The sequence below is a fragment of the Acinetobacter sp. YH12049 genome, from assembly GCF_013419875.1.
GTDB lineage: Bacteria > Pseudomonadota > Gammaproteobacteria > Pseudomonadales > Moraxellaceae > Acinetobacter > Acinetobacter amyesii.
In genome coordinates this window covers 141,966-168,158 of record NZ_VOZH01000001.1, presented here as the reverse complement: position 1 = coordinate 168,158, position 26,193 = coordinate 141,966, and the positions used below count along the sequence as shown (strand labels likewise).

The 26,193-nt window shown below is 38.9% G+C and carries 27 protein-coding genes; 14 read left to right on the top strand and 13 right to left on the bottom strand.

Translation table 11 applies throughout. From position 1 onward, the window contains the following. Nucleotides 1-36: 36 nt before the first annotated feature. The 4 genes from FTU05_RS00750 to tusD are packed head-to-tail and all read right to left on the bottom strand — an operon-like array spanning nucleotide 37 to nucleotide 1,462. On the bottom strand, nucleotides 37-348 hold the full coding sequence (locus FTU05_RS00750; RefSeq protein WP_111884335.1) for a TusE/DsrC/DsvC family sulfur relay protein: 312 nt from the start codon (nucleotides 346-348) through the stop codon (nucleotides 37-39). Nucleotides 349-396: 48 nt separating this feature from the next. Then, nucleotides 397-684 (bottom strand): DsrH/TusB family sulfur metabolism protein, encoded by a 288-nt coding sequence (locus tag FTU05_RS00745; protein WP_078190986.1) that lies wholly within the window; start codon nucleotides 682-684, stop codon nucleotides 397-399. Between the two features lie 13 nt (nucleotides 685-697). Beyond that, nucleotides 698-1,048 (bottom strand): hypothetical protein, encoded by a 351-nt coding sequence (locus tag FTU05_RS00740; RefSeq protein ID WP_168378646.1) that lies wholly within the window; start codon nucleotides 1,046-1,048, stop codon nucleotides 698-700. A 45-nt stretch (nucleotides 1,049-1,093) separates the two neighbouring features. Then, the gene (gene tusD, locus FTU05_RS00735; RefSeq protein WP_078190984.1) at nucleotides 1,094-1,462 is read right to left on the bottom strand and encodes a sulfurtransferase complex subunit TusD; all 369 of its coding nucleotides are present in this window, start codon (nucleotides 1,460-1,462) and stop codon (nucleotides 1,094-1,096) included. A gap of 302 nt (nucleotides 1,463-1,764) precedes the next feature. On the opposite strand from tusD, the gene FTU05_RS00730 reads away from it, so the two are divergent. From FTU05_RS00730 to FTU05_RS00710, 5 genes are all read left to right on the top strand, one after another. Then, nucleotides 1,765-2,361: a phosphatase PAP2 family protein gene (locus tag FTU05_RS00730; protein ID WP_180054847.1), complete on the top strand. Its 597-nt coding sequence runs from the start codon at nucleotides 1,765-1,767 to the stop codon at nucleotides 2,359-2,361. A gap of 517 nt (nucleotides 2,362-2,878) precedes the next feature. Next, nucleotides 2,879-3,886: an SDR family NAD(P)-dependent oxidoreductase gene (locus FTU05_RS00725; protein ID WP_180106046.1), complete on the top strand. Its 1,008-nt coding sequence runs from the start codon at nucleotides 2,879-2,881 to the stop codon at nucleotides 3,884-3,886. Nucleotides 3,887-4,084: 198 nt separating this feature from the next. Then, entirely contained in the window at nucleotides 4,085-5,479 is a 1,395-nt protein-coding gene (gene fumC, locus FTU05_RS00720; RefSeq protein ID WP_180106045.1) for a class II fumarate hydratase, read from the top strand. A 360-nt stretch (nucleotides 5,480-5,839) separates the two neighbouring features. Beyond that, nucleotides 5,840-6,331, top strand: coding sequence for a hypothetical protein (locus FTU05_RS00715; RefSeq protein ID WP_078193829.1), 492 nt, complete (start codon nucleotides 5,840-5,842; stop codon nucleotides 6,329-6,331). Nucleotides 6,332-6,534: 203 nt separating this feature from the next. After that, nucleotides 6,535-7,137 (top strand): nitroreductase family protein, encoded by a 603-nt coding sequence (locus FTU05_RS00710; RefSeq protein ID WP_180106044.1) that lies wholly within the window; start codon nucleotides 6,535-6,537, stop codon nucleotides 7,135-7,137. A gap of 155 nt (nucleotides 7,138-7,292) precedes the next feature. Here the strand turns inward: FTU05_RS00710 and FTU05_RS00705 are convergent, their stop codons facing one another. Then, on the bottom strand, nucleotides 7,293-9,080 hold the full coding sequence (locus tag FTU05_RS00705) for an acyl-CoA dehydrogenase (protein WP_180106043.1): 1,788 nt from the start codon (nucleotides 9,078-9,080) through the stop codon (nucleotides 7,293-7,295). A 122-nt stretch (nucleotides 9,081-9,202) separates the two neighbouring features. Here FTU05_RS00705 and FTU05_RS00700 point away from each other — a divergent pair, with 122 nt between their 5' ends. Beyond that, nucleotides 9,203-10,189: a GlxA family transcriptional regulator gene (locus FTU05_RS00700; protein ID WP_180106042.1), complete on the top strand. Its 987-nt coding sequence runs from the start codon at nucleotides 9,203-9,205 to the stop codon at nucleotides 10,187-10,189. Nucleotides 10,190-10,196: 7 nt separating this feature from the next. On the opposite strand, the gene FTU05_RS00695 is transcribed toward FTU05_RS00700, so the two are convergent. From FTU05_RS00695 to FTU05_RS00675, 5 genes are all read right to left on the bottom strand, one after another. Next, nucleotides 10,197-11,396: an MFS transporter gene (locus FTU05_RS00695; RefSeq protein WP_180106041.1), complete on the bottom strand. Its 1,200-nt coding sequence runs from the start codon at nucleotides 11,394-11,396 to the stop codon at nucleotides 10,197-10,199. After that, entirely contained in the window at nucleotides 11,380-11,829 is a 450-nt protein-coding gene (locus tag FTU05_RS00690) for a MarR family winged helix-turn-helix transcriptional regulator (protein ID WP_373685246.1), read from the bottom strand. The genes FTU05_RS00695 and FTU05_RS00690 overlap by 17 nt, the downstream gene beginning before the upstream one ends. 187 nt (nucleotides 11,830-12,016) lie before the next feature. Beyond that, the gene (locus FTU05_RS00685) at nucleotides 12,017-12,790 is read right to left on the bottom strand and encodes a DUF805 domain-containing protein (protein ID WP_180021740.1); all 774 of its coding nucleotides are present in this window, start codon (nucleotides 12,788-12,790) and stop codon (nucleotides 12,017-12,019) included. A gap of 139 nt (nucleotides 12,791-12,929) precedes the next feature. After that, on the bottom strand, nucleotides 12,930-13,484 hold the full coding sequence (locus tag FTU05_RS00680) for a thermonuclease family protein (protein ID WP_078190973.1): 555 nt from the start codon (nucleotides 13,482-13,484) through the stop codon (nucleotides 12,930-12,932). Nucleotides 13,485-13,701: 217 nt separating this feature from the next. Further along, nucleotides 13,702-14,619, bottom strand: coding sequence for a LysR family transcriptional regulator (locus FTU05_RS00675; RefSeq protein WP_180106039.1), 918 nt, complete (start codon nucleotides 14,617-14,619; stop codon nucleotides 13,702-13,704). A gap of 93 nt (nucleotides 14,620-14,712) precedes the next feature. Between FTU05_RS00675 and FTU05_RS00670 the strand changes: the two genes are divergently transcribed. The 5 genes from FTU05_RS00670 to FTU05_RS00650 all read left to right on the top strand — a co-directional run bounded on the left by FTU05_RS00670 (nucleotide 14,713) and on the right by FTU05_RS00650 (nucleotide 19,985). Beyond that, on the top strand, nucleotides 14,713-15,954 hold the full coding sequence (locus FTU05_RS00670) for an acyl-CoA dehydrogenase family protein (RefSeq protein WP_180106038.1): 1,242 nt from the start codon (nucleotides 14,713-14,715) through the stop codon (nucleotides 15,952-15,954). Nucleotides 15,955-16,064: 110 nt separating this feature from the next. Next, nucleotides 16,065-17,186 carry a phosphotransferase family protein gene (locus FTU05_RS00665; RefSeq protein ID WP_168377545.1) on the top strand — a complete coding sequence of 374 codons (1,122 nt, stop codon included), beginning with the start codon at nucleotides 16,065-16,067 and terminating at the stop codon, nucleotides 17,184-17,186. Then, nucleotides 17,183-17,881: a histidine phosphatase family protein gene (locus FTU05_RS00660; RefSeq protein WP_078193820.1), complete on the top strand. Its 699-nt coding sequence runs from the start codon at nucleotides 17,183-17,185 to the stop codon at nucleotides 17,879-17,881. Before FTU05_RS00665 ends, FTU05_RS00660 begins: the two co-directional genes overlap by 4 nt. Before the next feature lie 19 nt (nucleotides 17,882-17,900). Then, nucleotides 17,901-18,644 carry an SDR family oxidoreductase gene (locus tag FTU05_RS00655; protein ID WP_078190968.1) on the top strand — a complete coding sequence of 248 codons (744 nt, stop codon included), beginning with the start codon at nucleotides 17,901-17,903 and terminating at the stop codon, nucleotides 18,642-18,644. Nucleotides 18,645-18,938: 294 nt separating this feature from the next. After that, nucleotides 18,939-19,985, top strand: a complete 1,047-nt coding sequence (locus FTU05_RS00650) for a fatty acid desaturase (RefSeq protein WP_180011456.1) — start codon at nucleotides 18,939-18,941, stop codon at nucleotides 19,983-19,985. A gap of 64 nt (nucleotides 19,986-20,049) precedes the next feature. On the opposite strand, the gene FTU05_RS00645 is transcribed toward FTU05_RS00650, so the two are convergent. Next, the gene (locus FTU05_RS00645; RefSeq protein WP_257222551.1) at nucleotides 20,050-21,204 is read right to left on the bottom strand and encodes an alpha/beta hydrolase-fold protein; all 1,155 of its coding nucleotides are present in this window, start codon (nucleotides 21,202-21,204) and stop codon (nucleotides 20,050-20,052) included. Nucleotides 21,205-21,641: 437 nt separating this feature from the next. Here FTU05_RS00645 and FTU05_RS00640 point away from each other — a divergent pair, with 437 nt between their 5' ends. After that, complete coding sequence (locus FTU05_RS00640; protein WP_180073904.1) at nucleotides 21,642-22,358, top strand: SGNH/GDSL hydrolase family protein; 717 nt, start codon at nucleotides 21,642-21,644, stop codon at nucleotides 22,356-22,358. A gap of 39 nt (nucleotides 22,359-22,397) precedes the next feature. After that, nucleotides 22,398-23,006, top strand: coding sequence for a uracil-DNA glycosylase family protein (locus FTU05_RS00635; RefSeq protein WP_180007796.1), 609 nt, complete (start codon nucleotides 22,398-22,400; stop codon nucleotides 23,004-23,006). 39 nt (nucleotides 23,007-23,045) lie between these two features. Here the strand turns inward: FTU05_RS00635 and FTU05_RS00630 are convergent, their stop codons facing one another. Together FTU05_RS00630 and FTU05_RS00625 are read right to left on the bottom strand one after the other, a co-directional pair. Further along, nucleotides 23,046-23,540, bottom strand: a complete 495-nt coding sequence (locus FTU05_RS00630; RefSeq protein WP_180163917.1) for a pyridoxamine 5'-phosphate oxidase family protein — start codon at nucleotides 23,538-23,540, stop codon at nucleotides 23,046-23,048. A 132-nt stretch (nucleotides 23,541-23,672) separates the two neighbouring features. After that, entirely contained in the window at nucleotides 23,673-24,548 is an 876-nt protein-coding gene (locus tag FTU05_RS00625) for a DMT family transporter (protein WP_180163899.1), read from the bottom strand. A gap of 253 nt (nucleotides 24,549-24,801) precedes the next feature. Between FTU05_RS00625 and FTU05_RS00620 the strand changes: the two genes are divergently transcribed. After that, nucleotides 24,802-26,193 (top strand): PLP-dependent aminotransferase family protein, encoded by a 1,392-nt coding sequence (locus FTU05_RS00620; protein ID WP_180163897.1) that lies wholly within the window; start codon nucleotides 24,802-24,804, stop codon nucleotides 26,191-26,193.

Below are 26,193 nucleotides of genomic sequence, written 5' to 3'. Positions count from 1 at the left end.
CAAAATAGCCTAAGCAGTATTTAGATTACTTTAAAATTACAAACAATTTGCAGGTTTAGGGATGCCCGCTAAACGACTTAAATGTCGAGCGACCAAGCCCGTATTAAATTTGTCTTGTAATACTGCATTATTAATATCTGCACTCACGGTTTTCATTAAAAATTTAATGAGTGGGCGAGTTGCCGGCGAGTGACCAAACTGTTGATAAAACTGTCGCACAGCTTGTAAAACTTCAAAATGCCAAGGGCTTAACTCAAGTTCTAAACTTTTAGCCAGTTCTTGGGCAACAGCTTCATTCCAAATAGTGTAATCCACCAAATGGCCATCTTGGTCTAATTCAAGATTCATATTCATTCCAAAAGAGAAGATTGTAGAAATGGATCGCTTTTACTCAAATTATTTGAGTGAAATACATCGTTTAAATCTAAGGCATAGATCAGCAAAAGCGGCATAGTCGATCACTTTCATATGACTATAATTCATACTTTTACCTAAAATCTCAGCATCATTTTCAAGTACATAACATGTGCCAAATTGCTGAATTTGTTCATCTGCAATATGTAAGACTGCTTCACCCATCAAGATAATTGCATCTTCAGGATTGATTAAACTGGCTAACTGCTGGATGTGCTGTAGGGTATTGGCATAGCTGGCTTGGACTAAATACAGCGTAGAATTTGACATCATCATTCCTCTTTTACCAATACAACACATGATCAAATTGTTGAATTAATTCAGTATTGAATTGAACAAACTCTAGTTCTTGTTCACTGTTGATCACAAAAGGATGCTGTGAATTTTTTTGTTCAATATAAATCGGGGTGAGATCGTAAAACTCAAAGCTATCAACCATGTTGGAAGCGAGTTTAAACGCATGCTTGAGCTGACTAAACTCTTGTTCTGCCTGAAGTAAGCTCAGCGCAGCATCTTTGAGCAACACTTTAACGTCACAACCGAAGGTTGCAAGCACCATGGTCGCAGAAAGACTTTCATGTACTTGTAAGTTTGCAAGATTTGCATGGGTTAAAACAACCAGTACAGATTTCACGTAATTTTCCTTTTCAATGCTACAAATGCGCGGCAATCAAAACACTTAGAATTGCAATAAGCGGTCAGCAGCTTGTACAGCATCGGCAAGTTCGCCTAGGCCCACAAGTTCAAATTGTTCAGCTAAATTATGTTGCTGAATATTGTGACGCTGTGCATTTTCCTGATCTGTGATCCCACGTGCGAGAGCTGCACTTACGCAAACAGGTAAACGAATGCCGAGTTTTTGCCATTCACTACTGAGTTTGCGTTGATCATCTGGCACCCATTGCAGGGCATTTGCGACATTTACACCATCTTGATAGAAAAAAACCCGAAAGTTTTCGCCTTTTTGCTTCAGCGCTTGGGCAAGACCCAAAGCATGCCAAGCCAATATCGAAGTGGGTGAGGAGGTAATTAGTAATAGAGTACTCATCGAAATTCACTAAATGAATAAACGGTCTAGATCGACAGTTTGTTCTGAGTTCAGAAGAAAAAGCTAGTATACAATGATTTACTCAATGATCTGAATATTTGCAAAGTTTTACTTATTTAGGCAGCGAAGTCATTGCCAATTTTTCTTCAAATATAACTTTTGGTTTATTTTGGATTCAGCCTCGAGCCATCACTTTTTCATAAATAAACTGTGCGGTTACATACTGAAAAATCTTTATATGAATAAAACGCAATTTTTGATTTTACAGAGTGCTATGATCTTTTCATTTTTTAAACCATCTCATGAATATAGAGAAATTTAATTTAAGTTTATTTAATTCAATCAATGCTTCGGACAATGCTTTAGATTTCACCATTTCTTTCGCCATATTTATAGCCAATGATCTATTTTATATCGTGATTCTTTTGATGTTTTTGGCTTGGTTTAAAGGCAATTTTGATATCAAAAAACAAATCGTTAAAGCCACTGTGTTTACAATCGTCGCATTTCTTATCAGCCAAGTGATTTCAAGTTTTTTTTACTATCCTAGACCCTTTGTCTTGGACGTTGGACGCACGATTATAGAACATTCACCGAATGGATCATTCCCGAGTGATCACATGCTGTTTTTTAGCACGATTGCATTTTCTTATATATTTTCAAAGCAAAAAACCGTCGGCTATGTATTTCTAGCATTCGCTTTTCTTGTTGCATGGTCGAGAGTCTATTTAGGTGTGCATTATCCAATGGATATGGCGGGCGCGTTGATCATCGCTGTTTTGCTTAATTTTGTCGGACTGTCTTTATGGCGAAGCTATGGTTTTCATTTGGTGAGCATGATCTTAAAAGTTTACGAGTTCCTATTCTCAGCCATGATCAAAAAAGGCTATATCCGCTAAATTAAGTTCGCCAAATATTTGCGATTTCAAAAGTTTGCTGCTGTTATAGTTACATTGCCAACATCTTGCCAGATGAATATTTATGATGATTCATCTGGCGTTCACATCCAGATCCTATACCTCAAAAAATAGTCAGACTGCTCAATTCCATTTGCTCATTCGATAAGATCATCTCTAATATTTTGTTGCTGTCTAACATGCTTCGCAATGTAACTATTATTAAATATCTTCTTCAAAAAGCCTTCAACTCAAATGCCACGAAAACTTGTGATGTCTTCTAAATGGATCGCTAGCGAGGTCATTTGTCGTAAATCAAATACAGTTAATATTCATAACTGCAACACAGTCAAAATTCCAAAGCAGTAAGATAAAACTAGAATGCTCTTGCAGATTGTTCGGCTCATGGAAAATGCTGAGGCGAGGTTTAATAATTTTGATCTGTAGAAAAGTTGGTGACGACACCAAGATGATGCCAAAGAGTTGTAAAAGCTTGATAACTATAAGGAGTATCTAAACAATGATTTTAGTGACTGGTGGTTTAGGCTTTATAGGCTCACATATAGCCTTGAGTTTAATGGCTCAAGGTCAAGAAGTCATTATTGTGGATAATTTATCCAATGCAAATTTACAAACACTTGAACGACTAGAATTTATTTCAGGCATGTATGTACCTTTTGTCAAACTCGATATTCGAAATACTCCCGCACTCAATAAAGTATTTGAACAATATACCGTCGATGCTGTCATTCATACGGCAGGCTTTAAGTCATTGGAAGAATCCGTCCTTAAACCACTTGAATACTATAATGATAATGTCAGCTGTATCATGAGTTTGCTGCGTGCCATGCAGCGAACAGGTGTACGAACACTGATCCATTTATCAAGTTTGGCGGTATATGGTCAGTCTTCGGCAGATTTAACAGAAGACACAGAAATCAATTTTACTTATCCAAATCCCTATGTGAAATCTCAACAAATGGTGGAAGAAATTATACGGGATACAGCACGTACTGATAACGAGTGGAAAATTGCGATTTTGCGTTTAGGAAACGTCGCAGGTGCATTCGAACATGCAGTTTTAGGTGAGTTTGTTGCGCCATTGCCAAAAAATATCGTGCCGCTTGCGATGCAAGTCGGGGCTTTACAACGAGATTTTATTGAACTTCGCAAACAAGCCAAAACTGAAGATGGTACTGTGGAACGGAGTTTCTTGCATGTACTCGACTGCTGTAAGGCGGTGTGGCAATGTTTAAAATGGTTGTCGCAGCAACAATTTACTTGCGAGGCCTTTAATATTTCAGGTGAGCTTGTTTCGATACAGCAACTGTTGGATACACTTTCAGAAGTGACACAGGCAGAGATTAAGACGGTCGAATCTACTTTTTACCCAAGCCATGAATATGACCAGCTTGGGGCAAGTACACAGAAAGCGAAAAGTACTTTTGATTGGCAGCCTGAACAAGATTTAAAGAAAATGCTAGAAGATGAATGGCGTTTCTATCAACAAACATTAAGAGGTAATTAACTCGTCTTGTATTCGGTAAATTTAATCGTCGTGCATGATTTTCTTTATAAAATCACGATAAAGATTATCAAATAAACCACTTATAATTGATAATGGTTATTATTTACAAATCTAAGCAAGTTACCTAAACTGTATTTATCAGCAGAATTTGATTCTGCACAGACGTTCAAGTTTATAGATAAGGATATGAGGTCATTTATGCAAACACGTATTGAACATGACACAATGGGCGATGTTGAAGTACCTAGCGATGCGATGTGGGGTGCACAAACACAGCGTAGTTTGCAAAACTTTAAAATTGGTGGTGAACGTTTACCACGTCCAATGATTCGTGCAATGGGTCTCGTGAAAAAATCAGCAGCGATTACTAACGCAGCATTGGGTCAAATCCCTCAGGAACTTTCTGGTTATATCGTCAATGCAGCCGAAGAAGTGATCTCAGGTCAATGGGATGCACAATTTCCACTGGTAGTTTGGCAAACTGGTTCAGGTACGCAAAGTAATATGAACTGTAATGAGGTAATTGCCAATATTGCCAATCAAAAACTAGGCAATCCATTGGGTTCACAAAAACCTGTCCATCCCAATGATCATGTAAATCGTGCTCAATCGACCAATGATTCGTTCCCAACTGCAATCCATGTGGCTGCAAGTTTACAAATCAATGAGCTTTTAATTCCTGCAGTAACAAAACTGCGTAATACCTTAGAAGCTAAATCTAACGATTTTAAAGATATTGTTAAAATTGGCCGTACACATTTACAGGATGCAACGCCTTTAACATTAGGCCAAGAGTTTAGCGGCTATGTTTCACAGCTCGATCATGGTTTGAAGCGTTTAAATCAAGCTTTAGAAGGACTGTATGAATTACCACTAGGTGGTACAGCGGTCGGTACAGGACTGAATGCACATCCTGAATATGCTGTAAAAGCAGCAGCAGAAATTGCGAAACAAACAGGACTACCATTTGTCACTGCACCCAATAAATTTGAAGCACTTGCAGGACGTGATGCAGCTGTATTTGCGTCGGGTGCGTTAAAAACACTTGCTGCAAGTTTAAATAAAATCGCTAATGATGTGCGTTGGTTAGCCAGTGGCCCTCGCTGTGGTTTTGGTGAGCTACGCATTCCAGAAAATGAACCAGGCTCAAGCATCATGCCAGGGAAGGTCAATCCAACTCAAAGTGAAGCCATGACGATGGTGGTTGCTCAAGTACTTGGAAATGACACAACCATTAATGTTGCTGGGGCATCGGGTAACTTTGAATTAAACGTGTTTATGCCTGTTATTGCCTTTAACTTATTGCAATCTATTCAACTCCTCGGCGATGCATGTAATAGCTTTAATGACCACTGTGCAGTAGGCATTGAGCCAAACCGTGAAAAAATCGACCATTTCTTACATGATTCATTAATGTTAGTTACGGCACTCAATCCTGTAATTGGTTATGAAAATGCTGCAAAAGTTGCTAAAACTGCATATAAGGAAGGAAAAACCTTAAAACAAGTTGCGGTAGAACTCGGTTTAGTCACTGCTGAGCAATTTGATGAAGTGGTTCGTCCTGAGCAAATGGTTTCACCAAATACCAAATAAATTTTTTGAGATCATTCATCTAGAGTGTTTGAAAATAAAAAGAGAAGCTAACTCATACTTAGCTTCTCTTTTTATTGGATATATGATTGCTTTATTTTTCAGCTGGATTCTACCTAATACAGATTCTTTGGATTCATATTCATCTTGAAATGTATGTATAGAAACCAGACGATTTATTAAAAATAGGGGAACGAACAAAATGAAGAAAGGCCTGATGATGAAGCGAGTAATTCATTGGATTGTGCTTTGAATTCATTGGCACACTTGTTAAAATGCCTTTCTTTTTCTGTTTTCGTTGCTATTTGACATTTGTTTGAATAAATATTTGCAAGACAGTGTTTTATTTAAGGATTTCCCCCAATGCTCACCATCTATTTGACAGATGTCCAAAAGAACGTTCAATTTAAAGACTATCCGGGCGAGCATCCTGTTAAATTTGTTTTGAATTTTAAAAAGATTTTCCCAAGTGTTATGGAGCTTTTGCTACCAGTTTTGCCTGAAAATGAAAATCTAGAAGAAATGAGCTGGGAATCAACAACGACAGATTTTGAAAAATTTAAATTGCTACTCAGTGGTTGGGGCGTAATCGAACTTCGTTTGAATGCTATTGCGCAATATAAAGACCGTGCTTATGCAGATAACTTGGTAAAAAAAGCACAGCAAAAACGTAAAGAATATAAAAAAGCACAGTCAAAATTACAAACCGTTGAACTTGATTATTTATTCATGCACGAAGTTCATGGTTTGATTGATGCAGAGTTGGTTGAGTTAGGTGAAAAATTCTATCTACCGACGTTACGTGAGCTTTGGAAAAACCAAGTGTCAGCGAATGTACTAGAAGCAAAATTCTAAACGTCAAAAAGTTAGTCGAAAAATCCTCCGCTTAGGAGGATTTTTTATATGTACAGCAGAACTTCAGATTTACTTCGACAAGTGACTGTTTCATAGTGACCCATCAAGCAAGAGAAGCATTCCAACATTTGGAAAGTCGCGATACTTATCATTCCAAATGTTTCTGACTCATCTGCACATTTTATTTTAAAGGACCATTTTATATGTCAAATCAGTTTATTGACCTGATAAGCAAACGTCGCACTATTTATGCTATTGGGGACAATGTAAGCCAAAGCACAGAATATTTAACTGATTTGATCCAAACAGCGATTAAACAAAGCCCGTCTTCATTTAACTCACAATCTTCTCGTGCTGTTATTTTATTTAATGGTGAAAGCGAAAAATTTTGGGGCTTAGTCGCTGACAAATTAAAATCTTATGCAAAAGATGAAGAAATTGCTGCGAAGACCACGGATAAAATGGCAAGTTTTGCAGCAGGTTTGGGTACAGTTTTGTTCTTTGAAGATTTGGATGTGGTCAGTGGTCTACAAGCACAGTTTCCGACTTATGCAGAAAACTTTCCGATTTGGACCGAACATTCAACTGCCATTGCCCAATTTGCGACTTGGACCGCATTGCACACCGAAGGTTTAGGCGCATCATTACAGCATTACAACCCAATTGTGGATGAACAAGCGCATGCTGAATGGGACATTCCTGCGCATTGGAAACTTCGTGCTCAATTGGTTTTTGGTTCAGTGGAAGGTGAAGCGAAAGAAAAAGGCTATATGGATGATGCCGCTCGTTTTAAAGTCTTCCAATAATTGCGGTGTATAGCACTCAATTTTGATAAATAAGGAACGAAATCTAAGTTCCTTTTTTTATTGCAGTTTTATTGAAATAGATAGGGTTGGACAAGATTTTCATCCGTGAAAACCTTGTCCAGATTAGCCCATTGAGGACTGAGCTAAACGGGTGACTAGAACCAACTTTCTTGCATGTTGAGGCAAGTATCATCAAGTTCTAGCAATAACTTGGCTTGGTGCTCTATTTCAGGTAATTCCCAGTGGATAAAATATTGCGCGGCTTGTAATTTACCGGCTAAGAATTGTTGATCTTCAGCTAAATCTGAATGTTCAAATTTCACAAGGGCTTGATTGGCCATTTCAAGCCATAGCCATGAAATGATGACTTTGCCCATCATGTCTAGATACAACGCAGAATTACCCAGTGCCTGATCGACACGACCTTGAGCGAGGACTTGTCCCAAACTTTGTGTGGTTTTCTTCACCGTGCTTAAATGCGCTGAAAAAATTGCTGCAAGCGCTTGCGTTTTAGGATGTTGAGCTTGATCAATCGTATTTTGCATACGTTGTAATAACAGCATCAAACCTTTGCTGTTGTGCTGCCAAAGCTTACGACCCAACAAATCCAACGATTGAATCCCAAATGTTCCTTCATGGATCGGATTTAAGCGGTTGTCGCGATAGCATTGTTCAAGCGGATATTCACGGGTATAGCCAGCGCCACCTAAAACTTGGATGGCTAAATCATTGGCTTTTGGTCCATAGGCAGAAGGGAATGATTTGACAACAGGGATAATTAAATCTAATAACAGCGCACTGTCTTCATTGTTAGCGGCTTGATGTTCATCAATTAAACGTGCAGCAAACAAACATAACGCAAGTGCGCCTTCCACATAAGATTTTTGTGCCAAAAGCATCCGTTTAACATCTGTATGTTGAATAATATTGACAGGTTTTGCGGCAGGATTTTTATCTGAAACTAAGCGGCCTTGTGGACGGTTTTTGGCATATTCGAGCGACTCTAAATAGCCACGGTATCCAATCATGGCTGCACCTAAGCCGACACCGACTCGTGCTTCATTCATCATCTTAAACATATATTTAAGACCAGCACCTGCTTCACCAATCAGATAGCCTGTACATTGGTCTTTTTCACCAAAACTCAGTATTGTCGATGTTGTACCTCGATAGCCCATTTTATGTAATAAGCCGGCCAGTTGAACGTCATTGGCGCCTGCAAGTGAACCATCGCTTAGGGTTTTAAACTTCGGAACAATAAACAGCGATATACCTTTCACGCCCTGAGGTGCATCTTGGATGCGAGCAAGGACCAAATGCACGATATTTTCAGTGATGTCTTGGTCACCCCCTGAAATAAACATCTTTTGGCCTTTGATGAGGTATGTTCCATTGGCTTGCGGTATGGCTTTTGTGGACAAATCACCTAAAGATGAACCCACATCAGGTTCAGTCATGGCCATCGTTCCTGCAAAACGACCACTAAACATATGTGGTACAAACATATCTTTTTGTTCAGTCGTACCGAAAGCTTGAATTACATTTGCAGCTGCAGCGGTTAGAAATGAATAAGCCACTGATGAAGGATTTGCTGACATGAAATAAGCATTTGCAGCCATGTTGATCAAAGTCGGAAGTTGCATACCGCCTGCATCATAATCATGCTGCGCACAAAGCAAGCCGGCATCTGCAAATTGCTTCCATGCCGTTTTGACTTCTGCAATGGTTTTAACCTGTTGACCATCAAACGTAGGTTCGTTTTGATCGGCTGTTGCGTTATGGGGTGCAAAAAAGTCTTGAGCAATACCTTGTGCAGTTTCTAGGATGCTTTTGAAGGTTTCAGCATCATGTTCAGCAAAACGTGGGTAATGCGTTAAGTCTTGCGCTTTAAACACATCAAATAGCAAAAAATTTAAATCTTTGTCATTGATTAACTGCGCCATTGCTCAATCTCTAATCGGGTTGAATTTTATGCCTTAAGCCTAGCAGTTGATTTTTAGATATAGAATTGTCAATAATGACACTTAATAAGTTAAAAATGACATTTTGATAATTTGAACTTTAAATGAAGAAAATCATAATTTTAGCATTTGATGGCGCTTTAGCTTCCGCGATTACTGGGGTCATTGATTTATTTGCAATGGCGGGGGTCAGTTGGAACCGGATCCAAAAACAAAATGTGCAGCGGCTATTTCAGGTCAAAATTGCCTCACAACATGGTCAAGCTGTGCAAAGTATCAATGGCATCAAGCTTTATGCAGATTTAGCATTTTCTGAAATAACAGATGCAGATGTCATCATTGTACCAACTATTGGGGCGCCGATCTTAGATGTTTTAGCGCAAAACTCAGCACTGATCGAGTTATTAAAAACTCGGCAATTGCAAAGCGGACTGATCGCAGGAAATTGTACGGGTAATTTTTTTCTGGCAGAAGCCGGGCTTTTAGATGGCAAGCAGGCAACGACGCATTGGGGCTTTCAGCAAATGTTTCGTGAACGCTATCCTTTGGTGAAACTGAATGCAGATCAGCTCATTAGCCATGACCAAAATATCTATTGTGCAGGCGGCGGCTTAGCATGGTTTGATTTGGGACTACACCTAATAGAACGTTTTTATGGTTTTGAAACGGCAATCCATACGGCAAAATCATTTGTATTGGATTATCGTCGTGATAGTCAGTTGTCCTATTCTTTATTGAAAATATCTAAACCGCATCAGGATGGTTTGGTGCAAAAAGTTCAAGATTGGTTGGAACAGCATTATCATGAAAATATTGTCTTAGATGAACTTGCGGCGCAGTTTAATGTCACAACGAGGACATTGATTCGACATTTTAAAACGGCTTTGGATATTCCTCCGAATCAGTACTTACAATCAATACGGATAGAAGCTGCACGAAAGCGTTTAGAAGAAACGGGACATGCTTTAGATCTGATTATGCGAGAGGTCGGCTATAGTGACCCAAGCTCATTTCGACGGTTATTTCAAAAAAAAACGGGGCTGAGCCCCTTAGAATATCGTCGACGTTTCAGCCGACGATTTGATGTTTAGTTATAGTTTAAGCGGTTCGAACGGTATAACGACCATGTAAAATGTAGTAGGCACCAATACATGCAAAGGCAGCAAATGCGCTATACAAATACAATTGTGAATAGCCAATATGGTCGAGCAATTTACCGATAAAGTATGGTCCAAAGCCTAAGCCGGCATCCAAAAAGATAAAGAAAGTCGAAGTGGCAAAGCCCATACGTTCAAGCGGAGCACTTTTTACTGCAACTGTTTGGCAGACCGACTGAATATTGCCATAACCGAGTCCAAGTAGGCCTGCACAAAGTAAAAGCATCCATGAACTCTGAGTGATGCTGAGTAATACCAATGCCACGCCCATAATCACAAAAGCAGGGTAGATCACTACATTTTCACCTTTATGGTCCATCAAAGGGCCTGTAAATGGGCGAGAAATTAAGATCGCAATGGCATACATCAAAAAGAAAAACGAGGCTGTTTCAACCAAATCGATTTCATTGGCATAGAAGTTAATGAAAGATAAAACACCTGAATAGCAGATTGAAGCGAAAAGCATGATGAATGATATCGGTAATGCTTTCGGTTCTACAAATTGAGCAATCCAACTTGGTTTTTTGACGGCTTCAACAGTATCAAGAGGTTTAGTGATTTTGGGTAAATCGGGCACTTGAATCAGCAAGGCAACCAATAGGCAGCTCAATGCGATAATCGTAGAAACGATAAAAATCGCATGATAACCAATATGTAACATCATCCAAATGGCAAGAAATGGCCCAATAGCCGTACCTAACGTACTACTCATGCTGTAGTAGCCAATGCCTTCACCGCGACGTGTCGCTGGTAAGATTTGGGCAATTAAGGTACCCAGCACTGTTGATGCCATACCCATCATAAAGCCATGCATAAAGCGTATGAATAGCAACATGCCGACGCCAAACTGAATGAAGTAAAAACCAGAAAAGACTAAAAAGCCAATTAAACCAACGATCAGTGTTGTTTTACGACCAAAACGCTCTAGGAACTTACCCACCAATAAACGCCCGACCAATGTGCCGACAATGAACAAGCCTGAAACTAAACCTGCTTGGGCTGTAGTCGCACCCAATTCAGCAACCGCATAGCCCACGATCACCACAACCAAGAGATAAAAGGTTAAAACCAATTGGAAGTTAATGGCGCTGACTAAAATAAAATTTCGAGTCCAAAGTGGTGCTTTATCTTGCATGATCATCACCTACAGTGCTTTGTTCAAGTTCTTGCATGACACGGTGTAAAATTTGAATGGAGTGTTGGATATCTTGGCTGGCTAATGGCGCAATCAGGCGCTGCTCAAAGGCATCTATGTCTTTTGCACATTGCTGAAATAACTCACGTCCAGTCTCGCTGAGCATCATTTTCTTTTGCCGTTTATCGTCAGTTTGCACATGTGCCAAAATATCCATCTGAGCAAGAATTTTGACACGCTTAGTGATGGATGGCTTGGATACATTTAAATATTCTGCCATTTCAATAGAAGTACAAGCGTTTTTTTCACGGATGACAAACATGACTTGCCAAAGTGAATAGTTCAATTGATAGGGCAGTAAAATCGTGTTGATTTCATCACTCATCAGACGCGCACAGCGCAGAAGTGAAGAGCGGAAACCTAATGAGGCATTCATGATAGTTAACTAGGGTAACTAAATTATCGCAACTTTACGCCTAATTTATTTTGAATTCAAGTGAACAACTTAAAGCAAAAAATAATAGGTATAAAAAACCTGTGCGCACACAGGTTTTCTTGCATAACATTTCATTTAAAGCTTATCGTTCAATGCATATCGTTGAATTGATACCTTAAACAATACGTGTTTATTCTACAGAAGCTTCTGCAGCTGCAATTGCTGCATCTTCTGCTGAGCTGTCTGCATTTTCTGAGATTTCTACACTTTCACCATCTGCATAAGCAAGTTCTTCACCTTCTGATTCAGCTTGCTCTAAATAAGCCGCAAGTTGTTCATCTGTTAATTCAGGTTCACCTTCAGACATCATCGCTTGTTCTTGTAATTGTGCTTGTTCTAAATTACTCATCATACTTTGCATATTGAACATCAATGGAATCATGACCAATAAATAAACAATCATCAGGATTAGATACAATGACCCAATAACTTTCTCTGTTTGTTCCGTTGGACGCTTAATGCCATATTTATTTTCACCTTCGGTGCCTTTTGCCGCCATCACATAAATGCTAAAGATGGTACCGACCAGTGGGATGAGAAAAATTAAACAGAGCCAACCGCTTTTATTTAGATCATGTAAACGACGAATCGTAATGCAGATCATTGCGACAAACATTGCAACGATAGAAACGACAATCAGTGCGATTGCACTGAGTCCTAAGAATGAATTAAAAAGTGCTTCAATACTACGTTCTGCTGAATTGAAAAATGCAAAAAGACCTAGCGCGACGCTGATGCCCAATAGGCAGGTATAAATCATACTAATGATAAATAACCACGCTAAATAGGACAGACGGCCAAAACGTCCCTCAGGAGACAGTGGATGATCGGCTTTTTGAATTTGAGGCTGAATATTTTGATCTTGTTGAAACGGATTCAATTCGCTTGAAGTAAGTTCAGTCATTATTATTCCAATTTTAATTATCTAATTTATTTTCTATGCCACAAAGGGCAGCATTATTGTATAGCGAAGTAAAAAAAGGTCAAATATTAGACATGGCTAAGTCATCAAATATTCCTTAACCATGCTGTAATGTGGTCTGTTATTTATGTAATTTACGATACTCTTTAGGGCGCATTGGACGACTGGCTTTCCACAAACCTTTCTTTTGTTTACGTGCTTTGCTTTGTAAATTCATCATATAGTTCAAATGCTTTTGGTCACGGATGTATTCTTCATATACCCATGCAGCCCCACGTTTTACCATCTCTTCATTCATACATTTACGATAGCGATAAATGACCCCAACGCAGCGGCCATAACGGTCTACATCAGTGATTTTTACGCGAACAAATTTCTTGTAAACCATAGATTTGATCAGGCGGGCTGACTCTTTACCGTAGGCTTGTGTCGATTCTGGCGCATCCACATAAGCAAAGCGAAGTTTGGTTTTAGAACGTCTTAGATTCATCCGATAGCAGGTGAGGGTATCTCCATCACTAATATCGGATACACGGCAGAGGTACGATTTTCCTTTCTTAAAAGGTTGGAAAAAATCCTTTAAGAAAATGGTGACTTTGTAAAGAACATAGACTGTGATCAAGCACAGTACTGCACCTAAAGCCATGAGCCAATTCGCGGAGAGATTTGAAAGCATACATAATGATATGAACGAGGTCATATCGCATAAAAACAGGAGTTTAGATTTTATAAGAACTCATGATTTATGGCTGTCGAATAAACCGACGGTCAGTTAAAAATACCTTAAATAATCAGTATTTGATCTATAAATATACAGCAAGTTTCATCACGCAAAATTCAATCTAAATCCATGTAAATAGCCTAAGCAAAGTGATATCCCATTTAAAAATAGCCTAAGCAAAAATTTTAGAAATTTCGCTTCGCAAAAAAACATGCCGGGAATTTAATTCCAAATCATTATGCCAATACATCCCTAGTTTAATTTTCGGCAAGTTTACAGGTACATCAAAAATATTCAGTTCGGGAGCAACCTGTAAATGCGTCAAAATATTTTGTGGAATCGTCAATATTGCCTTAGGTTGCTGTGCCAAAATTTGTAACGCTGTAGAGTAATGCTGACAGCGTAAAAAAATCTCTCTGGAGTGTTTTTTACGGGTTAAATAAATATCCTCGACTAATACACCTGCACGTCGGGAAGAAACCCCAATGTGAGGAGCAGAAAGATAAATATGTTCATCCATCATTGGATGTTGACTACAAACCACGAATTGGTCTTCAACCAAGGTTTGAAAATTAATCTTTTCACCAAAGTTTTGCTCAAGGTCAATCGCAAAATCAATTTGCTGTGCAGCAAGGTCAGCCACAATGGTTTTACGGTCTAATTTAATACTGGAAAATTGGATCTGAAACTGCTGCTGTTGAAAGTGTTCAACTAACTTAGGAAAAATAATCGGTTCAATTTCATCATGTACCGCAATTTTTAGGCTCTGCACCATCGACGGAGTAAATTGTTGTTTTTGGATAGAAATGCTTTGAATCGCAATAAGCGCATTTTTAATTACTGGATAGATCTGCTCGGCAAATGGGGTCGGAAGCATTTTCGCCCCAGCACGTACAAATAAGTCATCTTGTAAATGTTGTCTTAAACGTTGAAGTGCATGACTCGCTGCAGACTGAGTAATACACAAAATTTGTGCTGCTTTTGAAATGCTTTTTTGTTCATAAATTGCGATATACAGCGGATATAAATTGATATCCATACGGTGAAAAACACCCATATCGATGACGGTATTTTTATGAATACTATTCATGTTCATCTATTGAATTAAATCATTTTGTTCATATTAGATTTCAGGTTATGGTGTTGTAAAGCGTAAAGAACAGAATATTTAAAGGATGTTGTCATGTTTGAACTTTCAGCACGTGCACAAGATTATATTGAAAGAACAAAAAAATTTATTAAAGATGAAATTGAGCCTGTAGAAACTGAGTTTTGGGCAGAAGTTCATGAGTTGAATCAAGGTGGTGATTGGACCAAATGGCAATGGCCGGCACAGTTAGAGGTCTTAAAAGATAAAGCCAAAGCTGCAGGCTTATGGAATATGTTTTTACCATGTGCTGAACTTGGACAAGGTTTATCTGTACAAGAATATGCACACATCGCAGAACTTTCAGGCCGTAGCTTACTTGCACCTACAGTATTCAATTGCAATGCACCAGACAGCGGCAATATGGAAGTGATTTGGCGTTATGGTACCGAAGAACAAAAGCAGCAATGGTTAACACCATTACTAGACGGCAAAATCCGTTCGGTATTTTGTATGACAGAACCTGCTGTTGCTTCAAGTGATGCCACCAATATGGAAGCTACGGCTGTCGTTGAAGGTGACGAAATTGTATTGAATGGCCGTAAGTGGTGGTCTTCAGGTTTAGGTGATCCTAATGCTAAAATCATTATTTTTATGGCGCATACACCAGATGAAAGCAAAGACCGTCATCATCAGCATTCAATGGTTTTAGTACCAGTTGAAACTGCTGGAGTGAAAATCGAACGTATGCTTCCAGTCTTTGGTGATTATGATGCACCACATGGACATGGTGAAATTAGCTTCACAAATGTACGTGTTCCTGTTGCAAACTTTATTGGCGGTGCAGGTCAAGGTTTTGAAATTGCACAAGGTCGTTTAGGCCCAGGCCGTATTCATCACTGTATGCGTTGTATTGGTGCTGCCGAAAAATCGCTAGAACTGATGATTGACCGTGGTATGAGCCGTACTGCTTTTGGTAAAGAAATCTTAAAACTCGGTGGAAATTTAGAACGCGTAGCAGAAGCACGTGTTGCGATTGATCAGGCACGTTTACTGACCCTTTATGCAGCATATAAAATGGATACTCTTGGGAATATGGCTGCATTAACCGAGATTTCTGCCATTAAAGTGGTCGCGCCGAGTGTCTTAGAAAAAGTTGTTGATATGGCGATTCAAATCCACGGCGGTGCTGGGGTTTCTAGAGATACACCGCTCACAGGTTTCTTTGCGCAAGCACGTTCACTGCGTCTAGCTGATGGCCCTGATGAAGTACATAAAGGCATGATTGCTAAATTAGAATTGGCTAAGCGCGGTTACAGCAGCCGTCGTAAAAAATAAACAAGTTGTAGTCACATATTTGGCATGGCAACCCCGAGTTGTCCATGCTATAAAACTATAGAAAATTATATTTTTATCATCATGATAGATTCAAGTTTAGGAAGAAAAGCATGTCAGTGATTGATGTAGGCGGTTCAGTTCGTGAGGGTGAAGAACTGGATGTACGTGCCGTAGGCAATTGGTTGATTGAACATGGCGTTGAAATAGAAGGGCCTGTTGAAGTCACTCAATATTCAGGTGGCGCATCAAATTGGACTTATCGCTTAAAATACGACAATGCTGATTTAATCTTACGTCGTCCACCGAAAGGTACCAAAGCCAAGTCTGCACATGATATGGCACGTGAATTTAACGTACAGAAAGCATTATCTGAATTTTATCCTGTACTCCCTGAAATGGTGGCGCTATGTCAGGATGAATCAGTTATTGGCTGTGATTTCTACGTGATGAAGCGCGTAGAAGGCATCATTCCACGTGCAAACTTACCCAAAGAATTAAATTTTGATGAAAGCCAAGTTCGAGCGTTATGTACCAACGTCATCGACAAGTTAATTGAACTGCATCAAGTGCCATATGAAGGCACAGCTTTAGAAAAAATAGGCAAGGGCGACGGCTACTGTCGTCGTCAAGTGGAAGGTTGGGACGCACGCTATGAAAAAGCCAAAACCTTAAATGTTCCTTCTTTTAAATATGTCCGTAATTGGCTCAAAGACAATATTCCTGCTGACTCTAAAACCTGTGTAATTCATAACGATTGGCGTTTTGACAACGTCATTTTAGATCCAAATGATCCTACCCAAGTGATTGGCGTATTGGATTGGGAAATGGCAACGCTTGGCGATCCACTGATGGACTTAGGTTCAGCTTTAGCGTATTGGGTTGAAAGTGGCGATAACGCAATTTTTAAAGCGACTCGACGCCAGCCGACTAACTTGAAAGGTATGTTTAGTCGTAAAGAAGTCGTTGAATATTACTTAGAAAAAACTGGTCTACAAACAGACAACTGGACATTTTATGAAGTGTTCGGCATTTTCCGTTTAGCCGTGATCGCACAGCAAATTTATTACCGCTTTTACCACAAACAAACCAATAATCCGGCATTCAAAGATTTTTGGATTGTGATCCATGCTTTACATATTCGTGCCTTAAAACTTATTGGTTTGCAAAAACTTGAAGCCAATGATGTGGCACAAAAATATATTGAAAAAATGAAGGATATTTTAGGGAAATGACCACGATATATTTAATTCGGCACGGTCAGGCTTCTTTTGGTGCAGAAAGCTATGACAAGCTTTCTCCCAATGGTGAGCTACAGGCTAAGGTGCTGGGACAGTATTTCGACCGTATTTTAAAAGAAAGTCCTTATGTGGTTGCGGGCTCAATGCAACGTCATCAACAAACAGCCAATCTTGCATTGGCTGAATGCTTTCCAGAAGCACAAGTTGATACAGATAACGCGTGGAATGAATTTAATCATCAGCAAGTTTTTGCTCAATATGAACCTCGATTTAACCAGCCGCATTTATTAAAAGAAGATGTATCTAAGCATGAAAACCCGCGTGCTTATTTATCTAAAATTTTTGAAGGTGCCATTGAACGTTGGACAGGCGGAGAATTTCATCATGAATATGATGAATCTTGGCCACATTTTAAAAGTCGAGTCGAAACAGCGCTAGAAAAGTTATGCACTCAACTGGCTGAAACCAAACCGCGTTATGCCGTTGTGTTTAGTTCAGGTGGAGTGATCTCCGTTGCAGTCGGTAAAATTTTAGGGCTGAGTCCTGAAAAAACATTTGCACTTAATTGGGCCATTGCCAATACCAGTATGACAACACTACGTTTGGTTGGAAATGAGCCGCAATTACTCAGTTTAAATGAACATCATTTTATAAAAGCAGTTGATCCAAATTTATTGACTTGGATCTAAGATAAACAAAGGAATTATCATGGCTAAAACAATTTTAATTACAGGTGCAAGCTCAGGGATTGGTGCAGGAATGGCACGTGAGTTTGCGCAAAAAGGCTACAACTTAGCCATTTGTGCACGTCGTTTAGAGCGTCTAGAAACACTAAAACAGGAATTGGAAAGCCAATATGGCATCAAAGTCATTGCGAAAACCCTCGATGTCACAAATTATGATCAAGTGTTTGAAGTGTTCCGTGCCTTTAAAGCAGATTTTGGCAGTATTGACCGTGTTATTGTCAACGCAGGTGTTGGTGAAGGTCGTCGTATTGGTAAAGGTAATTTTGAAATTAACCGTGCGACAGTTGAAACCAACTTTATCTCTGCTTTGGCGCAATGCGAAGCTGCAGTTGAAATTTTCCGTAGCCAAAATGCAGGGCATTTGGTGGTGATTTCGTCGATGAGTGCTATGCGTGGTATGCCTAAACATTTAACGGCTTATGGTGCAAGTAAAGCAGGTGTTGCTGCTCTAGCTGAAGGTATTCGTGCAGAGCTGATTGATACCCCAATTAAAGTGACGACTATTTTCCCTGGTTATATTCGTACGGAGATCAATGAAGGTGCGAAAAAACTGCCATTTGAAGTCGATGAAAAAACGGGTTCACATCTTTTAGCAAAAGCCATTGAGAAAGCACCGGTTAAAGCCTATGTACCACAATGGCCGTGGTTGCCTCTAGGTCTTGCGATGAAAGTATTGCCGTTGAAGATCGTGAATAAATTAGGTTAAACCTTTATGTAATAATAAAGCTCCAATATTGGGGCTTTTTTATTCTCAAATAATATTCGCCATCCTCTGTAGGTTAAAAAGGAATACATAAAACCTGTGATGAAAAGACATTAAAAGCAGCCGATTTTGCAAAGAAAAAATGGAGTAATTACTCAGATTATTTATAAATAAGATATTGAAAATAAATAAAATGTTGAATATTTGAACAGACGATGATTTGTTCTCAAAATAGCGATTTCCTTTTTTTTAATTTGCTTTAATGTACAACTGTTCATTAATTTTTAGGTTTGTACTATGTCTATGTCTTCCGATATGACAGATCAACAGCGAATTAACAAAGTCAGAACTGTCGTAACGAAAGCTGGTGAAGACTTACGTCAGCAATATCCCATTTTAAAACATCAAAACTTTATAGGCGCAGCCATCCTTATTTTTGCGCTACTGGGAATGTTGGGTTCAGCTTGGGCGTTTGCTGTTGGCATTTTACCGGCATGGGCTTGTGTGATTTTGGTGGCGATGTTTGCTTCACTGACACATGAATTAGAACATGACCTGATTCATTATATGTATTTTAAAAAGACGCCGTGGGCTCATCATCTCATGTTGGCCTTGGTTTGGTTAGCACGTCCCAATACCATTAGTCCTTGGGCACGTCGTCGTTTGCACCTCAACCACCATAAGTATTCAGGTTCAGAATATGACTTGGAAGAACGGGGCATCAGTAATGGCATGCCTTGGGGATTACGCCGAATATTGGTCATTAGCGATCAATTGATGACGGTGTATTTGCGCCCATTTCAAATGTTCAAGATGATTAGGACATTCATTGAAAAACAACCTGAAAAAGAACGTAAAACTGCATTCTTCTCTCAACTGACTGGATTTTTCCCTTTAAGTTTTGTTTATTACGGCATTTGGTATGTATTTGTCATTTATCATGTGGTGAATGGTATTGCTCCAATGTTAGGGCAAAGTATTAGTTGGTCAGTTAATTTAGTGAAGTTAATTCCAACGATTAATTTTCTAGCTGTGGTTTGGATTATCCCGAACTTTATACGCTCTTTTTGCTTACAATTTATCAGCTCAAATATGCATTATTATGGTGATATTGACCCACGCGATGTCATTAAACAAACTCAGGTGTTAAATCCGTGGTGGTTGTTCCCAATGCAATTGTTTTGCTTTAACTTCGGTTCGACCCATGCCATTCACCATTTTGTGGTCAAAGAGCCGTTTTATATTCGTCATCTAACCGCAAAAACTGCACACCAAGTCATGCGTGAGGTTGGTGTACGTTTCAATGATTTTGGAACCTTTAAACGCATAAATCGCTGGAATTAAATCAGTACTAGCTTCAAAAAAAGCCCTCAATTGAGGGCTTTTTTATGATCGAAACTTTTATAAATTACTTGTGTGCAAAAAAATGCTTGAGCGCATCTTGCAAGGCAACTTGCCATACCGCGTAGGAATGTCCGCCGATATATGATTGGTAATGCACATCATGACCTTTATTTTTTAAATCGGCTGCAACAATAGGTGAAGTCTCTAAAATACTCAGTTCATTATTATTGCGTGAGCTTTCATAACTATTGGCAGTAATAAACCAATGCTGTTTAGGTTGTGAGGTTTTATCACGAATGATTTTACTCATGCCATTTGGGAGGTCTGTCGGCGCATTTTGCCACCAAAATGACCCAGATAACGGTACGACATGACTAATTTGATTTGGATTTTCTAAGGCTAAATAAGCTGAACTTAAACCGCCAAGACTTGACCCAAGTAGTACCGTTTTCTTCGAATCGACTTTTGCAGGTGCATTTTTTTGAATCCAAGGCATCAGTTCAGCACTAAAAAATGCTGAAAATTTTATATTTGGTGTTAATTCTTTAGGTCGTTCCTGATCGTTCGGTGGAGAAACAAAAATGGCTTGAATTGGCGGTAACTGACCTTGCTCAACTAATATATCTAATGCCTTTGGCACATTCAGCAACTCGTTATATTGCTGAGCATCAAAAAATATAGCGGTGATATAGCTTTGATTTTTCTTAGCTTTAGATTGGTAAATTTGGATTTTACGTGAGTTATTCAAAATTTTGCTGTCTAGAACAAACTCTTGTAATTGGGGCTGTTTCACATTTGGATATTGTTTTGAATCAATAAAAGGCGGGGCATCTTTAAGCGCCACTAAATTTTCATTACGCAAGCCTGACGTGTCATCACTTGCGAGATAAGTCTTTTTATTGAAAGGATCAATCCGTTGTACCTGTATCACAGCACGACGCTGCATTCTTGATTCTTTAAGTTTAGGATTCAGATGCGGACAATAATTTGACAGATAGCCTTCTAAGTTCGGTAAATCGACAGCAAAGCTATAACTGCCAATATAACGATGATCAATAATCGATTCTTTAAACCAAATATCGGTATTTGGTAGGCGTGTTAACCATTCATGGTCATTACTTGGGCCACCAATAAGGCGAACATTATGCTGCGCACCTTTCCATAAAAAAATTATACGGTCATGTTTTTCATCATAGTTTTCAATGATTGGTGTACCCATAAGCTCTACACGCTTCCAAAAATCTTCGAGAATTTGAGCATGTTGTTTTGGATTTTGATCTAACTGATGTTGTAGGTTTAATAATATTTGGCTTCGCGCTTTAACATCTTCACATGCAGCAGCATAGGGGAAATGTTTTTTTCTATTGTATCGGTTAAAGCGGGTGAATTTTGAGTTTGGGCAAAAGCAGAAGAAACAGCAATGCTAATAGAGCAAGCTAAAAAAAGTGGGGAAAGTTTTTTCATTGAAATAATAAAATAGGTAGGATGAAAACCAATAAATGATAATCATTATTAATATAAAAAACTAGCAATATGCCGCAGAATGATGCTTTTAACAAAAGAAAATGTAGAAAAATAACAATAGAGTCAATGCTTTGTTTCTTAAACTATTTAAAATAATGAAGACGACAAGCTTTAATTCATTACCCAAATATTATGCTACTCAAAGTATCAACACTGCTGCTGTTACCTGCGTTACTGATCCAAGGTTACCGTGTGAAAAAAAATACCCCACGTTTAGCAGAACCGATGGGAGAACGTTGTGGGATGAGTGGTCAGGGTAATCGACCATTATCGCTATTAATACTAGGTGATTCAGCAGCAGCAGGTGTCGGCGTCGAGCATCAGTCAGATGCGCTATTGGGACAATTGCTTAAAATTTTATCGCCTGATTATCAAGTTCACTTTTGCCTTGAAGCCACAACGGGGCTTAACAGCCAGCAAATCATCAATGCTTTGGATAATGTCACAACGCAGAACTTTGATGTCGTGATCAGCTCTGTTGGTGTCAATGATGTCACAGCATTAAAACAACCAGACCAGTGGTTGAAGCTCCAGCAGCGTTTATATCAAACTGTCGAGGAAAAGTTTCAACCACAGCTATTGATCATTTCAGGTGTGCCACCAATGGATGAGTTTCCAGCTTTACCGTTTCCATTGTCATGGCTGTTTGGACAATATTCTCAGAAGATGAATGCGCTGTTAAAAAATTTTATTAAAACAAAGCCTAATACGAGGCTAATTGAATACGATTTACAAGAATATCGTGAAAAAAATTTACAAATGGCAAAAGACGGCTTTCACCCGAGCAAAGAAATTTATCAGTTATGGGCTGAAAAAATAGCAAAACAAATCACTGAACAATTTTCATAGACATTTTATGATTCAACCACTGGGCGAAGTTAAATTTACATGAGCAAAGATATTTCAGGCGTGAATCCGCAAATCGAAACACATCCTTTAGCGCCATTTTTGCCATCAAATGGGAAACTCTTGATGTTAGGGAGTTTTCCACCTCCAAAAACCCGCTGGAAGATGGATTTTTATTATCCAAATTTTCAAAATGACATGTGGAAAATCTTTGGCCTATGTTTTTTTCAGGATAAAAATCATTTTCTCAATCTAGAGAGCAAGACTTTTAAAGAACAGCTCATTCGAGATTTTTTAAATGAAAAAGGTATAGGCATTTTTGATACTGCCTATCAAGTGATTCGTTTGAAAGGTAATGCATCAGACAAGTTTTTACAGATTTATCAGCCAACCGATATTGCGAAGTTACTCACGCAGATGCCGAATTGCCGCAGTATTATGACGACGGGAGACAAGGCGACTGATACGTTGATGCTCTCGATGCCAGAAAATACTGAAAAACCACGCATTGGGCATGCTGTTCGTACCGAATTTGCAGGCAGAGATTTGACTTTATACCGTATGCCGTCATCATCTAGAGCTTATCCACTAGCATTGGAAAAAAAAGCCGAAGCGTATAGTAAATTATTTAAAGAAATTGACTTACTATAAGAAAGCTTTGGTGTAATCTTTTATCAATGGTTGCTTTCCTTAGAAAGATGATTTAGGCATCATTGCAGGATATTGTACCCATTTAAAGTCATGTACAGAAAAATCACGCACTTGATGAAAATTATTCCAAATTAGGCGGCTACCTTTAGTCCATTTTAATGCCTTAATTCTTTGTTGAACCAAAGCGAATTCTGTTTCACTTGCTGGCCGTAACTCACCAATTTCAGCATATAGGCGTATCCCTGGATATTTTTGAAATTGACCATTGATTAATGATTTTAGCCAAAAAACTTTACTGCTATTTATTGCTTGTATGCAGGCTTTGGGATTCATTGTTAAATTTTCTCGCAGTGACGCTGAATAAGTATCAAAGAAGAAACCTGAAAAGTTTGATTCATGTAAAAATAAAGTGCCAATTGGAGTAATTGTTGGTTGGTAATTTTGATCAACCGTAGCAATCGAGCAATGCATAGACGCTCGTTGGGCATTTGCAACGACTTTACGAATTTGAGTCCAATGCTGATGATTCATGATTTTGCCTTTTTTATTATTGTCTATGCATATCACTCTATCAGAGTTTTTCACTATATTTGTGCTAAACAATGGCAATGAACTGGTCATTCATGCCACTGTATTTGCTTTAAAATTAGGCAATTTAAAAAATATTTAAGCGTACTTTTTAGCTAGAACAACACAGCTCACTACAGCTAAAGATACCGCAATCATCAGTAGGCTAATCTGTTCATTTAATAATACGGCGCACAGCATAAGGCCAATAAAGGGCTGTACTAGCTGGATTTGACCGACTTTGGCAATTCCACCCAAAGCTAAGCCTTTGTACCAAAAAAAGAAGCCGATTAACATGCTGAACAATGACACATACGCTAAGCCAATATATGCGCTGAGAGGAATATGTTGAAAATCGTTTGGGAAATAGAGCCAGCAGAGTGGCAGCATTAGTGGCAAAGCAATGATTAAAGCCCAGCAAATGACCTGCCATCCACCTAAAGCTCTAGACAGTACGCCACCTTCGGCATAGCCCAATCCGCAGAGCAGAACAGCAATGATCATATAGATGTCACCGAGAGAAATTCCTTTAACACCTGATTGATGTAGCATGAAAAAGATGACTAAAGCACTGCCTGCACCTGCAAACAGCCAAAAGGCATTTTTAGGCATTTCTTTGGCACGTAGCACTGCAAAAAAAGCCGTGACCAATGGTAGTAAAGCTACAAAAATTAAAGAGTGAGCCGCAGTTTCTGTTTGTAAAGCCAGTGCCGTAAATAATGGAAAACCAATGACAACACCTGTTGAAACAATACATAAGGATTTAATTTGCAGCATAGATGGCTTAGGCTGCTTTAAAACGAATAAAAGTATCAATGCTAAAATAGCTGCAATACAGGCGCGAGCGCCTGTCAGAAATTCGGGGCTAAAGCCTTGAACGGCAACACGGGTTGCAGGCATAGAACCTGCAAAAATAACAACGCCAATAAAACCGTTGAGCCAGCCCTGATGAACTTCTTTGAGGTCAAATTGCATGTTCATTCCATATTTTTGGTCTAAAGATATGTAATAAAATTTATACCGTACTGTATGACAGAAATAGATACAGTCAAATACAATTAAAAAGAACTGTTATGGATAAAATACCCATACAATTTGCATATATAGCCATCTTTGAATAAGCTGTAAAGCCAAGATTTAGAACGATTAATAGGCTGAACTGTCAATTAATAAGTTCAAAGTGTGTCGTAATATTTCACTAAAGCTGCATGAATAAGGAAATGAAAAGATGACAAAAATCGAATGGGTCATGCAGGAAGTCCAAACACTGATCGATCAGAAACAGCTTTCTGAAGGCTGCCGCATTCCTTCGGTACGTCAATTTTCCCAACAGTTGGGCTGTTCGGTTTCAACTGTTGTAGAAGCCTATGCACGGTTGGTCAGTAGCGGTGTATTGGAGTCAAGAATTGGAGCTGGCTATTATGTCTGCAAACGTTCTACTGCAAATGTTTTATTAAGTGAGCATGCTATTGAATATAACCGAGAGGTCGATCCGTTGTGGATTTCACGCCAATCGCTAGATGCTCATGAAGGTATGCTGATTCCCGGTTGCGGCTGGCTGCCAAAAGAATGGATGCCGGAGCAGACTTTACGTAAAGCCTTAAAAACGGCTGCTAAATCTGATAGCAGTTTCTTAATAGATTATTCGGCGCCACACGGTCATACAAATTTACGCCGCTATATTGCTCGTAAAGGTGAGGTTTATGATGTAATGCTTAATTTGAAGCAGATTTTCATTAGTGATTCTGCAACACATTCTATTGATCTGATTTTTCGGCATTTACTTAAAACTGGTGATACGGTTCTGATCGATGATCCATGTTACTTTAATTTTAGGGCACTGATTAAGGCACATGGGCTGAATTACATTACAGTACCGTATGGCAAAAATGGTCCAGATGTAGAAGTATTTAAGCAAGTGCTGCAGTTTCAGCCCAAAATCTATTTAACCAACTCAGGCATACACAACCCAACTGGTGCAGCACTTTCTATGCAAACGGCATTTGAAATTGCTAAATTGGCAGAGCAAAGTGGATTAATAATCGTTGAAGATGATATTTTTGCCGAATTTGAGTATCTACATGCGCCACGTTATTTAACTTTACTGGGTTTAAAGCAAGTAATTCAAATTGGCAGTTTTACCAAAACGCTTTCTGCTGCTGTGCGCTGTGGTTATATCATTGCTCACGAATCAATAATTGATCAGCTGATTGATTTGAATATTGCAACCCATTTTAATACCAGTCATTTAAATGCAGAGATTATTTATCAAGCCCTTATGGACAGTAGTTATATAAGGCATATTGAATGGGTCAAAAAACAGCTACAAAAACACATGATGGATACCATAAAGAAACTTGCAGATCTAGACATTCATCCAGTCGTTATGCCCAAAGCTGGCATTTTTTTATGGTGTCAATTACCTGCAAATATTGATGCAGCACAGCTATCAAAAAGCTGTTTGACGCAAGGTATCATTCTTGCACCAGGCAATTCATTCAGCTCAGCACAGAACGCAGGGCAATACATGCGTTTTAATGTCGCGCAGTGCATCGACAAAAAAGTATTTGATGTTTTGCAGCAGTGTCTGAATGAGCTGAAATTGCAAGATACAGCTTAA

Excerpts from the sequence above, each read along its gene's own strand:
- FTU05_RS00640 (WP_180073904.1), top strand. The coding sequence starts at position 21,642 with ATGCTACTCAAAGTATCAACACTGCTGCTGTTACCTGCGTTACTGATC.
- FTU05_RS00655 (WP_078190968.1), top strand. The coding sequence starts at position 17,901 with ATGGCTAAAACAATTTTAATTACAGGTGCAAGCTCAGGGATTGGTGCA.
- FTU05_RS00725 (WP_180106046.1), top strand. The coding sequence starts at position 2,879 with ATGATTTTAGTGACTGGTGGTTTAGGCTTTATAGGCTCACATATAGCC.
- FTU05_RS00685 (WP_180021740.1), bottom strand. The coding sequence starts at position 12,790 with ATGACTGAACTTACTTCAAGCGAATTGAATCCGTTTCAACAAGATCAA.
- FTU05_RS00620 (WP_180163897.1), top strand. The coding sequence starts at position 24,802 with ATGACAAAAATCGAATGGGTCATGCAGGAAGTCCAAACACTGATCGAT.
- FTU05_RS00705 (WP_180106043.1), bottom strand. The coding sequence starts at position 9,080 with ATGGCGCAGTTAATCAATGACAAAGATTTAAATTTTTTGCTATTTGAT.
- FTU05_RS00635 (WP_180007796.1), top strand. The coding sequence starts at position 22,398 with ATGAGCAAAGATATTTCAGGCGTGAATCCGCAAATCGAAACACATCCT.
- FTU05_RS00625 (WP_180163899.1), bottom strand. The coding sequence starts at position 24,548 with ATGCAATTTGACCTCAAAGAAGTTCATCAGGGCTGGCTCAACGGTTTT.
- FTU05_RS00715 (WP_078193829.1), top strand. The coding sequence starts at position 5,840 with ATGCTCACCATCTATTTGACAGATGTCCAAAAGAACGTTCAATTTAAA.
- FTU05_RS00745 (WP_078190986.1), bottom strand. The coding sequence starts at position 684 with ATGTCAAATTCTACGCTGTATTTAGTCCAAGCCAGCTATGCCAATACC.
- FTU05_RS00695 (WP_180106041.1), bottom strand. The coding sequence starts at position 11,396 with ATGATCATGCAAGATAAAGCACCACTTTGGACTCGAAATTTTATTTTA.
- FTU05_RS00730 (WP_180054847.1), top strand. The coding sequence starts at position 1,765 with ATGAATATAGAGAAATTTAATTTAAGTTTATTTAATTCAATCAATGCT.
- FTU05_RS00700 (WP_180106042.1), top strand. The coding sequence starts at position 9,203 with ATGAAGAAAATCATAATTTTAGCATTTGATGGCGCTTTAGCTTCCGCG.
- FTU05_RS00710 (WP_180106044.1), top strand. The coding sequence starts at position 6,535 with ATGTCAAATCAGTTTATTGACCTGATAAGCAAACGTCGCACTATTTAT.
- FTU05_RS00665 (WP_168377545.1), top strand. The coding sequence starts at position 16,065 with ATGTCAGTGATTGATGTAGGCGGTTCAGTTCGTGAGGGTGAAGAACTG.
- FTU05_RS00750 (WP_111884335.1), bottom strand. The coding sequence starts at position 348 with ATGAATCTTGAATTAGACCAAGATGGCCATTTGGTGGATTACACTATT.
- FTU05_RS00645 (WP_257222551.1), bottom strand. The coding sequence starts at position 21,204 with ATGGGTACACCAATCATTGAAAACTATGATGAAAAACATGACCGTATA.
- FTU05_RS00675 (WP_180106039.1), bottom strand. The coding sequence starts at position 14,619 with ATGAATAGTATTCATAAAAATACCGTCATCGATATGGGTGTTTTTCAC.
- FTU05_RS00660 (WP_078193820.1), top strand. The coding sequence starts at position 17,183 with ATGACCACGATATATTTAATTCGGCACGGTCAGGCTTCTTTTGGTGCA.
- tusD (WP_078190984.1), bottom strand. The coding sequence starts at position 1,462 with ATGAGTACTCTATTACTAATTACCTCCTCACCCACTTCGATATTGGCT.
- FTU05_RS00670 (WP_180106038.1), top strand. The coding sequence starts at position 14,713 with ATGTTTGAACTTTCAGCACGTGCACAAGATTATATTGAAAGAACAAAA.
- FTU05_RS00680 (WP_078190973.1), bottom strand. The coding sequence starts at position 13,484 with ATGCTTTCAAATCTCTCCGCGAATTGGCTCATGGCTTTAGGTGCAGTA.
- FTU05_RS00650 (WP_180011456.1), top strand. The coding sequence starts at position 18,939 with ATGTCTATGTCTTCCGATATGACAGATCAACAGCGAATTAACAAAGTC.
- fumC (WP_180106045.1), top strand. The coding sequence starts at position 4,085 with ATGCAAACACGTATTGAACATGACACAATGGGCGATGTTGAAGTACCT.